The organism is Leptothrix ochracea (genome assembly GCF_041083635.1).
Classification (GTDB): Bacteria; Pseudomonadota; Gammaproteobacteria; order Burkholderiales; family Burkholderiaceae_C; genus Sphaerotilus; species Sphaerotilus ochraceus.
The window spans coordinates 1-8950 of the sequence record NZ_JBFPHB010000047.1 but is presented as its reverse complement, the minus strand read 5'-3'; the positions used below and the strand labels follow the sequence as shown (position 1 = coordinate 8950).

General features: G+C 57.2%; 7 protein-coding genes and 1 tRNA gene. 1 reads left to right on the top strand and 7 read right to left on the bottom strand.

What is annotated here, in order from left to right:
- Window positions 1-3932: beta strand repeat-containing protein (locus AB3X39_RS13345; RefSeq protein WP_369417873.1), on the top strand; the 3932-nt coding region annotated here is incomplete at its 5' end.
- Between the two features lie 61 nt (window positions 3933-3993).
- Here AB3X39_RS13345 and AB3X39_RS13340 read toward each other — a convergent pair.
- From AB3X39_RS13340 to AB3X39_RS13310, 7 genes are all read right to left on the bottom strand, one after another.
- Window positions 3994-4069: transfer RNA gene (locus AB3X39_RS13340), tRNA-Thr, on the bottom strand.
- Window positions 4070-4151: 82 nt separating this feature from the next.
- On the bottom strand, window positions 4152-4634 hold the full coding sequence (locus tag AB3X39_RS13335) for a ClpXP protease specificity-enhancing factor (RefSeq protein ID WP_369417872.1): 483 nt from the start codon (window positions 4632-4634) through the stop codon (window positions 4152-4154).
- Window positions 4635-4671: 37 nt separating this feature from the next.
- Window positions 4672-5289: a glutathione S-transferase N-terminal domain-containing protein gene (locus tag AB3X39_RS13330; protein ID WP_369417871.1), complete on the bottom strand. Its 618-nt coding sequence runs from the start codon at window positions 5287-5289 to the stop codon at window positions 4672-4674.
- Between the two features lie 114 nt (window positions 5290-5403).
- Window positions 5404-6183 (bottom strand): cytochrome c1, encoded by a 780-nt coding sequence (locus AB3X39_RS13325; protein WP_369417870.1) that lies wholly within the window; start codon window positions 6181-6183, stop codon window positions 5404-5406.
- Between the two features lie 30 nt (window positions 6184-6213).
- Window positions 6214-7614, bottom strand: coding sequence for a cytochrome b (locus AB3X39_RS13320; protein WP_369417869.1), 1401 nt, complete (start codon window positions 7612-7614; stop codon window positions 6214-6216).
- Window positions 7615-7651: 37 nt separating this feature from the next.
- On the bottom strand, window positions 7652-8248 hold the full coding sequence (petA, locus tag AB3X39_RS13315; RefSeq protein WP_369417868.1) for a ubiquinol-cytochrome c reductase iron-sulfur subunit: 597 nt from the start codon (window positions 8246-8248) through the stop codon (window positions 7652-7654).
- A gap of 375 nt (window positions 8249-8623) precedes the next feature.
- Window positions 8624-8950 (bottom strand): hypothetical protein (locus AB3X39_RS13310; protein WP_369417867.1); only part of this gene is annotated, 327 nt, incomplete at its 5' end.

The following is an 8950-nucleotide window of genomic DNA, read 5'->3' as shown; positions in this document are numbered from 1 at the left end:
ACGCTGCGGGCAACACCGCCGCTCCCGTCACCTCGGCAGCGCTGGCCTTTGACAACGTCGCCCCGGCCCTGAACACGGTCGCACTGAGCTACAACCCCGCCACCTTGGGACTCTCGGCCACCGTCACTTTGGCCGCCACGTCGGTCGCCGGTGACACCGTCACGGTCTCCATCCCCAACGGTGCCACCCCCGTCACCGCTCAGGCCGTGCTCTCTAGCGCGGACATCGCTGCCGGCTCGGTCACCCTGCCCATCTCCACCACCGCTTTGATGAGCGGCACCAGCTACACCGCCTCGGCTTCGGCCTTTGACGCTGCGGGCAACACCGCCGCTCCCGTCACCTCGGCAGCGCTGGCCTTTGACAACGTCGCCCCGGTAGCACCAAATCTTCTTCAGGCTGGGACCATCACACCCATCAACACCAGCACCGTCCCGAACTCGGCGATCGACATCACCGGGGTGGAAGCAGGTGCCTCCGTCCAGTACGAGATTTACACCCAGGCCCCCACGGGCGTGCTGACTTTGCTGGTGGGATCGGCTGTCGCTGGTACGACGTACAGCTTGCCCTCACAAATGGTCAATGGGGCCTACAGCATCAACGTGGTGGTGACTGACGCAGCAGGCAATGCCACCACCAGTACAGCCAGCTACACGCTCCAAGGTGTAGCTGGCCCGGTGGTCAGCTTGCTCTCAGACACCGGCAGTTCCGCCACCGATCTGATCACGGCCAATGCAACGCTCAATATCCCGGCGGATCCGACGCTGACACAAACTCAATACAGCGTGGATGGCCTCACGGGTTGGACCGCAACGTTGCCCACGTGGGCAGAAGGCCTGAACAAGACGTACGTGCGCTATGCCGATCCGGCCGCTTTGCTGACGCCCAGCTTGCCAACCCTCTTTCAATTCACGCTGGATACTGTCGCACCGGTCGCCCTCAACGGTGCCCTGACGCTCGACAGCGGCACACCCGGTGATGGCCTGACCAATTCAGCGGCCATCACGCTCAGCGGCGTTGAAGTGGGGGCCCTTGTTGAGTACATCGCTTACCCAACAGGCACAGCCGCACCCACTGTGTGGACCACGGCAACTTTGGTCACCAACCAGTTCACCCCCATCGACACCGTGACTGGGCTGCCGTTGGCGCAGGCAACACCGTATACCGTTCAAGTTCGTCAGACCGACATCGCCGGCAATGTCGCCCCGACCGCTCAACCGGTCACACTGACACTGGATACTGTCGCCCCGGTCACCCCTAACGGTGCCCTGACGCTCGACAGCGGCACACCCGGTGATGGCCTGACCAATTCAGCAGCCATCACGCTCAGCAACGTTGAAGTGGGGGCTCTTGTTGAGTACATCGCTTACCCAACAGGCACAGCCGCACCCACCGTTTGGACCACGGCAACCTTGGTCACGAACCAGTTCACCCCCATCGACACCGTGACGGGGCTTGCCTTGGTCGATGCCACACCGTATACCGTTCAAATTCGCCAGACTGATGCAGCTGGCAACGTATCCCTCAGTACCCAAACTGTCACGTTGACGCTCGACCGTGTCGCCCCGGCAACCCCTGGGGCCGCGTTAACTTTAGACAGCGGCACGCCAGGTGACGGCCTGACCAACTTGGCCAGCGTGAACGTCACCGGACTGGAAATCGGGGCGATCGTCGAATACATCAGCTACATCGCGGGGACACCGGCACCCACAACGTGGCGAGCCGTTACACCGGATGCTTTGGGTAATTTTGTTCCTACCGATGCCGCCAATGCAGCCTTGATTAACGGTGTGAACTACACCGTCGAAGTGCGCCAAACCGATACCGCCGGCAATGTTTCTGGCACGACGGGCACCGTTAACTTCATGCTCGATACCGTGGCTCCCGCGCAACCTGCGGCGCCCAACGTCACTCCGGCTGCCGGCACCAACCCCACCACCCTCAGCGTGGCGGTTCCGGCCAATGCGATTGCAGGCGATGTGCTGAGCTTGGTGCTGACCGACGCGGCCAACACCGTCATCACCCCCACAGGTACCGTCGCTCTGACCGCAGCCAACTTGGGCGGCAACGTGACGTTCACCTTGGCCGCAGGCTTGGCGAACGGCAGCTACGGGGCCACCGCCCAATTGACCGATCTGGCAGGCAATGCCTCCACGGCCTCAGCAGCAGGTTCTTTTGCAGTTGGTGGAACGCTGCCCGCAGCAGCAACCATCACCATGGTCAGCGATACCGGCATCTCGGCTGTGGATCACATCTCCAGCAATGCCGCGCTCAATATCGGGATCAATGCTGCGGCGACCAATGTCAGTTATGTGCTGGACGGTGTCACCGTACCTAGCTATGTGGCTCCCACCGTCGATGGTCCTCATACCCTAACCATCAGTGGCACAGGGGTGGTACCGGTCACGTTCAACTTCACGTTGGACCGTGCTGCATTGGCTCCCACACTAACCCTCGCAACAGATACCGGTCTGTACGCCAACGACCACATTTCCTCCAGTGGCCTTATCAATGTCACCGGACTTGATCCCAACATTTATCAAGTCAGCTACTCCATCGCCCCGGTCGTCGGTGGTGTTGTGGGACAAAGCAGCGCGGGTACGATCACCGTCACCAATGGCACGGCTCAGATACCAGCCCCGACTGGCGATGGTATTTATCAGGTCACCGCGCAACAACTCGACAAAGCCGGCAACTCGTCCACAGGGACCACGTTGACCTACACCTTGGATACAGGCGCACTCACCCCTGTACTGACATTGACCGACAACCTTGCAACTCCAGGGACACCGCAACCCCTACAAGGTTCAACCATCACTTCAGCTTCATTGACACCCTCCGCAGGCGGCATCGAAACCGGAGCCGTTCTGCAGTACAGCTTGACAGGAGCGGCGGGTACTTGGGCTGATCTAGCCACTTTCACGCCGAGTTTGGGCGCCAATGCGTTGTACGTGCACCAGATCGACTTGGCGGGCAACGTCTCCATCACCTCGGCCACACCGGATGTGTCCTTCACCCTGAGCACTGCGGGTAACTCGATTCAGCCCCCCTCCATCACTTTAGTCACAGACACTGGTCCAGGTGTGATTGATCCGACTTTGTTAACCAATACCGCAATCAACACCGATCACCTCACAGCACAACCAGATCTAACGCTCACACCCAGCAATGTGGCAGATACCCTGATGTACAGCGTTGATGGCGGTACATGGACGTTAGCCGGGGCAGCAGGCGCATTTACGCTTAATGCGACCACCGATCCGATCAATTTTGGAGTGTTGTCGATGGTGGGAGCCCATACCGTGCAAGCCTATGAAACCGGGCCTGGGGGGCAATCTGTAGCCACGACCTACGGCATCACCACCGATAACGTTGGACCGATACACAACATCGGCGGTGGCGGTACGCCCTTATCGTCAGACTTTCAAGGTCTATACATCTCGACCAGTGGCGCCACCCCCTCGACGGCCGTGATGCGCATCACCTATAACGAAGCAGTCGTGATCAACCAAGGCAATCAACCCATGTTGATGGATCCAGCCACGGGCCTGCCTTGGGTAGACCCGCTGGGTGTGAACGGTACGTTCACCACTTCCATCGCCAACAGTGGTCTTTCGTGGGATGGCACCACCCCGCTCGGGCCACAGATGCATATCCAAATGGATCCCATCACGGGTCAGCCGATGGTAGATCTAGCAACGGGCCTGCCCATCATGAGCTTGGTGGACATTGTCGAAATTCGCTTTACTGAAGCGACTGTCGGAAAGTTCACGACTTCCGGACTGATGAGTGCAGGAACGCCAACACCCACATTTCTTCCCGTCGCTGAAGTGCTGCTGACCGATACCGCTGGCAATATTCCAGGCACCATCTACCCCGACTGGAGCACCGCCAACACGGGCTTTACCACTTGGCAAATCCACGCCATGCCCTGATTTTCCTCTCAGGGACAACAAAAAACCCGCGACCTCCAAAAGAGATCGCGGGTTTTGCATGTGGTGCCGGCTATCGGATTCGAACTGATGACCTACCGCTTACAAGGCGGTTGCTCTACCAACTGAGCTAAGCCGGCGTGTGAGGTGGGCATTGTAAAGGAGAAAGCGCTTACGCCAACCCCTTCCATCGCCATTCTCACCCCGTTATGTTGCAGGCTGTTATTTCACCCGTGTCAAAGTCGGGCGGCGAGGCGCGCTACCACCCGAGGCGGGCGACGCAGGAGGAGACGGCTCATCCGAGCCCGTCCCTTGCGGCACCGGCGCCAAACCCAAGGCGGGCTTCTCGACCGAAATCTCTGCGGGCGTGGGCATGGGGAAAGCCATGCCCTGCCCATTTTCCTTCGCATAGATCGCAATCACATGGTCCACAGGGACCATGATCTCGCGCGCCACGCCCCCGAAGCGGGCTTTGAACTCGATCCAGTCGTTGCCCAAACGCAAGCTGCTGGTGGCGTCAAAGCTGACGTTCAGCACAATTTCTTGATTACGAACGTATTCAAGCGGGACTTGGGTGGAGCCATCAACGGCCACAGCCAAGTAAGGCGTGAAGCCATTTTCAGTGCACCAATCGTGCAAAGCACGAATCAGGTACGGCCGCGTCGAAGGCAGCGAGTCAGGGCTTGGCGGTGTAGCGATGCTCATGAAGGACGATGGGCGAAGGGTTCCAGACGTTCCAAACTTATTTGCGCATGACCTTTTCAGACGGGGTCAGCGCCTCGATGTAGGCCGGACGCGAGAAGATGCGTTCCGCGTACTTGAGCAGCGGCGCAGCGTTCTTCGACAACTCGATGTCGTAGTAGTCCAAACGCCAAAGCAGCGGGGCAATCGCCACGTCGAGCATGGAGAAGTCATCGCCCAGCATGAACTTGTTCTTGAGGAAGATCGGTGCCAACTGCGTCAAGCGGTCGCGGATGTGCGAGCGGGCCTTTTCCAGCTGCTTGTCGGTCGCCTTGACCGTGGTGCCACGACCTTCAAGGGTGTTCACGTGGGTGAACAGCTCTTTTTCGAAGTTAAACAGGAACAAACGCACCCGTGCGCGCGCCACCGGGTCACCCGGCATGAGCTGCGGATGGGGGAAACGCTCGTCGATGTACTCGTTGATGATGTGTGATTCGTACAGGATCAGATCGCGCTCAACGAGGATCGGGACCTCGTTGTACGGATTCATCAGCGCGATGTCTTCCGGCTTGGCGTAAAGATCGACGTCACGGATCTCAAAGTCCATGCCTTTTTCGAACAAGACGAAGCGGCAACGATGGGAATAAGGACAGGTGGTTCCGGAATAAAGCACCATCATGGCAGCACACTCTTCTGAGTTGAGTTCACGAAAAAACAAAATCGCGCAGGGGCACTTTGGGCCTCTGCGCGATGGTGCCACAGCCCCGACAAGGGGCAGGACGCCTGACGACTCTTACTTGATGTCTTTCCAGTACGCGTCGTTCAAGCGCCAAGTAAAGAAGGCGAAAACGGCGAGGAAGATCATCACAAATAGGCCGAGTTTGACACGGAAATCCTTCGCCGGCTCTCCCATCCATTGAAGGAAGGCCACCAGATCACCGATCGCAGCATCATATTCTGCCTCGCTCAGCTTACCCGGCGTGACTTGTTCGAAGCGCTTGAACGTGTGGATGGTCTTACCCGCTTCGTGCGGATCAGCGATTTCTTCAAAAACCGCCTTGCGCTGCCCTTGCAATTCCCACAGCACATGCGGCATGGCCACACTCGGGAACGCCAAGTTATTCCAGCCCGTGGCCTTGGTGGCGTCAAGGTAGAAGGTGCGCAAATAGGTGTAGAGGTAATCAGCACCGCTACCGGCATCGGTGGTGCGCGAACGAGCAATCAGGGTCAGATCCGGCGGCGTGGCGCCAAACCACTCTTTGGCTTGCTTCGGATCGAGGGGCGTCATCATCAACTCGCCCACGCGCTCTGAGGAGAACATCAGGTTTTTCTTGATGTCGGCATCCGTCAACCCGATGTCGTGCATCCGGTTGTAGCGCATGAAAGCCGCGGCATGGCAGTTCAGGCAGTAATTGACGAACAACTTGGCCCCACGCTGGAGGGCTTGGGTGTCCTTCGACTTCTCTTCGGGGAACTTGTCCAAGTGGACCGCGCCCCCGGAGGCCTGAGCGGCCCCGAGCAAAACCAGACAGGTTGCAAGACTCGCAAGCAGGTTGGCAATCAGCTTTTTCATTTCATCGTGCTCCGTGATTGTCAACAGCCATCAATGGGCGTGGAAGGTCACGCGATCGGGGACCGGCTTGAACTTACCCATCTGACTCCACCATGGCATCAGCAGGAAAAATCCGAAGTAATAGAAGGTTCCGATCTGAGAAATCAGGGTGCCGATTTCTGAAGGCGGCTTGATGCCGAGATATCCCAAGACGATAAAGTCGATCACAAAGACGATCAAAAACACACGGTGGAAAGTCGGTCGATAGCGAATCGACTTCGCCGGACTGCGATCCAGCCAAGGCATGAAGAACATGATCAGCACAGAGGCGTACATCACAGCCACACCCCACAACTTGGCTTCGAGCAACTTCAAAAGGGCCAACATCACCAGCGCCCCCACAACGATCGCGATCTTGCCCTTCTTGTCGAAACCACCTTTGAGAATCGCCACAGCAGCGCCCAAACTCACCACCACCAGCAGCATATTGACCATCACATCGGTGGTCGCACGCAGCATGGAATAGAACGGCGTGAAGTACCAAACCGGTGCAATGTGCAACGGCGTCTTCATCGGATCAGCCGGGATAAAGTTATTTGCTTCCAGCAAATAACCACCACCTTCAGGCACAAAGAACAAGACGGCAAAGTAAATGATCAGGAAAACCGCCACGCCAAGCGCGTCATGCACCGTGTAATACGGATGGAAGGGAATGCCATCAAGGGGAATACCCCGGCTGTCCTTCTTGGCTTTGATTTCGATCCCATCCGGATTGTTCGAGCCCACTTCATGCAGCGCCAAGATATGCGCTGCCACCAAGCCCACCAACACAAAAGGTAGCGCCACGATGTGGAAGACAAAGAAGCGATTCAGGGTGGCATCACCAATCACGTAGTCACCGCGAATCAGCAAGGCCAGATCGGGACCGATGACCGGGAAAGCCGAGAAGAGATTCACGATCACCTGTGCACCCCAGTAAGACATTTGTCCCCAAGGCAGCAAGTACCCCATGAACGCTTCAGCCATCAAGGCCAGAAAGATCATGCACCCGAAGATCCAGATCAATTCACGCGGTTGACGATATGAACCGTAAAGCAAGCCACGGAACATGTGGAGATAGACCACCACAAAGAACGCCGAGGCGCCCGTGGAATGCATATAGCGCACGAACCAGCCGCCAGGCACGTCGCGCATGATGTATTCAACGGAGGCAAAAGCCAGCGCAGCGTCCGGCTTGTAATTCATGGCCAAGACGATGCCAGAAATGATCTGGATCGCCAGAACGAGCATCGCCAGGGAGCCGAAGAAGTACCAAAAATTGAAATTCTTCGGCGCGTAGTACTCAGACAAGTGCTCTTTATAGAGCTTGGTGGCTGGAAACCGGTTGTCCACCCATGTCATCATTTTGACGCCCAGGGAGGCGCCTTCGGGAGCTTGTTTGAAGTCAGCCATGAAATTCTCGGTGTGTACGTGTGTGACGCGTGGGTGCTCAAGCGGCCTTGTCGTCGCCGATCAAGAGTCGTGTATCCGACAAGTACATGTGAGGGGGAACCTCAAGGTTGTCGGGAGCCGGCTTGTTCTTGAACACGCGCCCAGCGAGATCGAAGGTGGATCCGTGACAAGGGCAAAGAAAACCACCCTGCCAGTCATCGGGCAGCGACGGCTGGGGGCCCACCTTGAACTTGTCACCGGGAGAGCAGCCCAAGTGCGTACAGACCCCAATGGCCACAAAGAATTCCGGCTTGATGGCACGCGTTGGATTCTTGGCGTACGACGGTGTGGGATATTGATCCCTTACAGAATTGGGATCGACCAATTGAGGTTCAATCGCCTTGAGGCTCGCCAATTGCTCGGGCGTACGCCGCACGATCCAGACGGGTTTACCGCGCCATTCAACGGTGAGCTTCTCACCCGGTTGTAAGTTGCTGATATCCACTTCAACAGGAGCACCAGCAGCACGGGCCCGTTCAGACGGCATCATCGTGTTGACGAGGGGAACCGTCGTGGCAAAGCCACCGACAACACCTGCACAGCTCGATGCAATCAGCCATGTCCGCTTAGACTGGTCGATTCGCTGGTCACTCATGGAATTCCTCAGAAGTGGTGAGTCAACTCGGGAGAGGTCTCGCCGAGATCAAGGGTAAACGCTGATTTTATCGTATTGCAACACGGCTACCCCACGCCAAGTTGACAGCGGTGCTGGATTCACAGCGCCCGTGGGGAGACCACAGTGAGCCTACTTTCAGATTCAAGCAGCGCAGAGCCCAAGATGACGTGAAGCGGCGGACGACTCTATAAGAAATGAACGATATACAAAAGGCTAGCCATCCGTTTGGGTGATCCGCCCCTCCACTTCCGGGTATCACAACACAAAGGCACTCATAAAAAATCGGCCCCCAAGTCAAATCTTGGGGGCCGATGAACAACCGTGAAACGGTTCGCTCAACCAATCATGGGGGGTTTAACTGATGAGGTTGCAGCGACGCATGGCCAAACGAACACTTACAAAACCAACCCCAAACACAATGGTCGTCACAACGATATCAAACAAGGATGTCATGGGCATGTGTTCGCTCGGATAGGTCCCAGCAATCCATGTATACCGTTCAATCCAAGTGCCCAGAATGATCGATGCAGCCATCGCCACAATCACTTTGACATTGTGACGGCATGCCGGAAACACCAAGACGGGGAACGGTATGACAAACTTCAAGACAAAGAAGGACCAAAAGAGAACGCTGTAAGGACCATTCTGCATCTGGAAAAAGCGATCCGTTTCTTCGGCAAG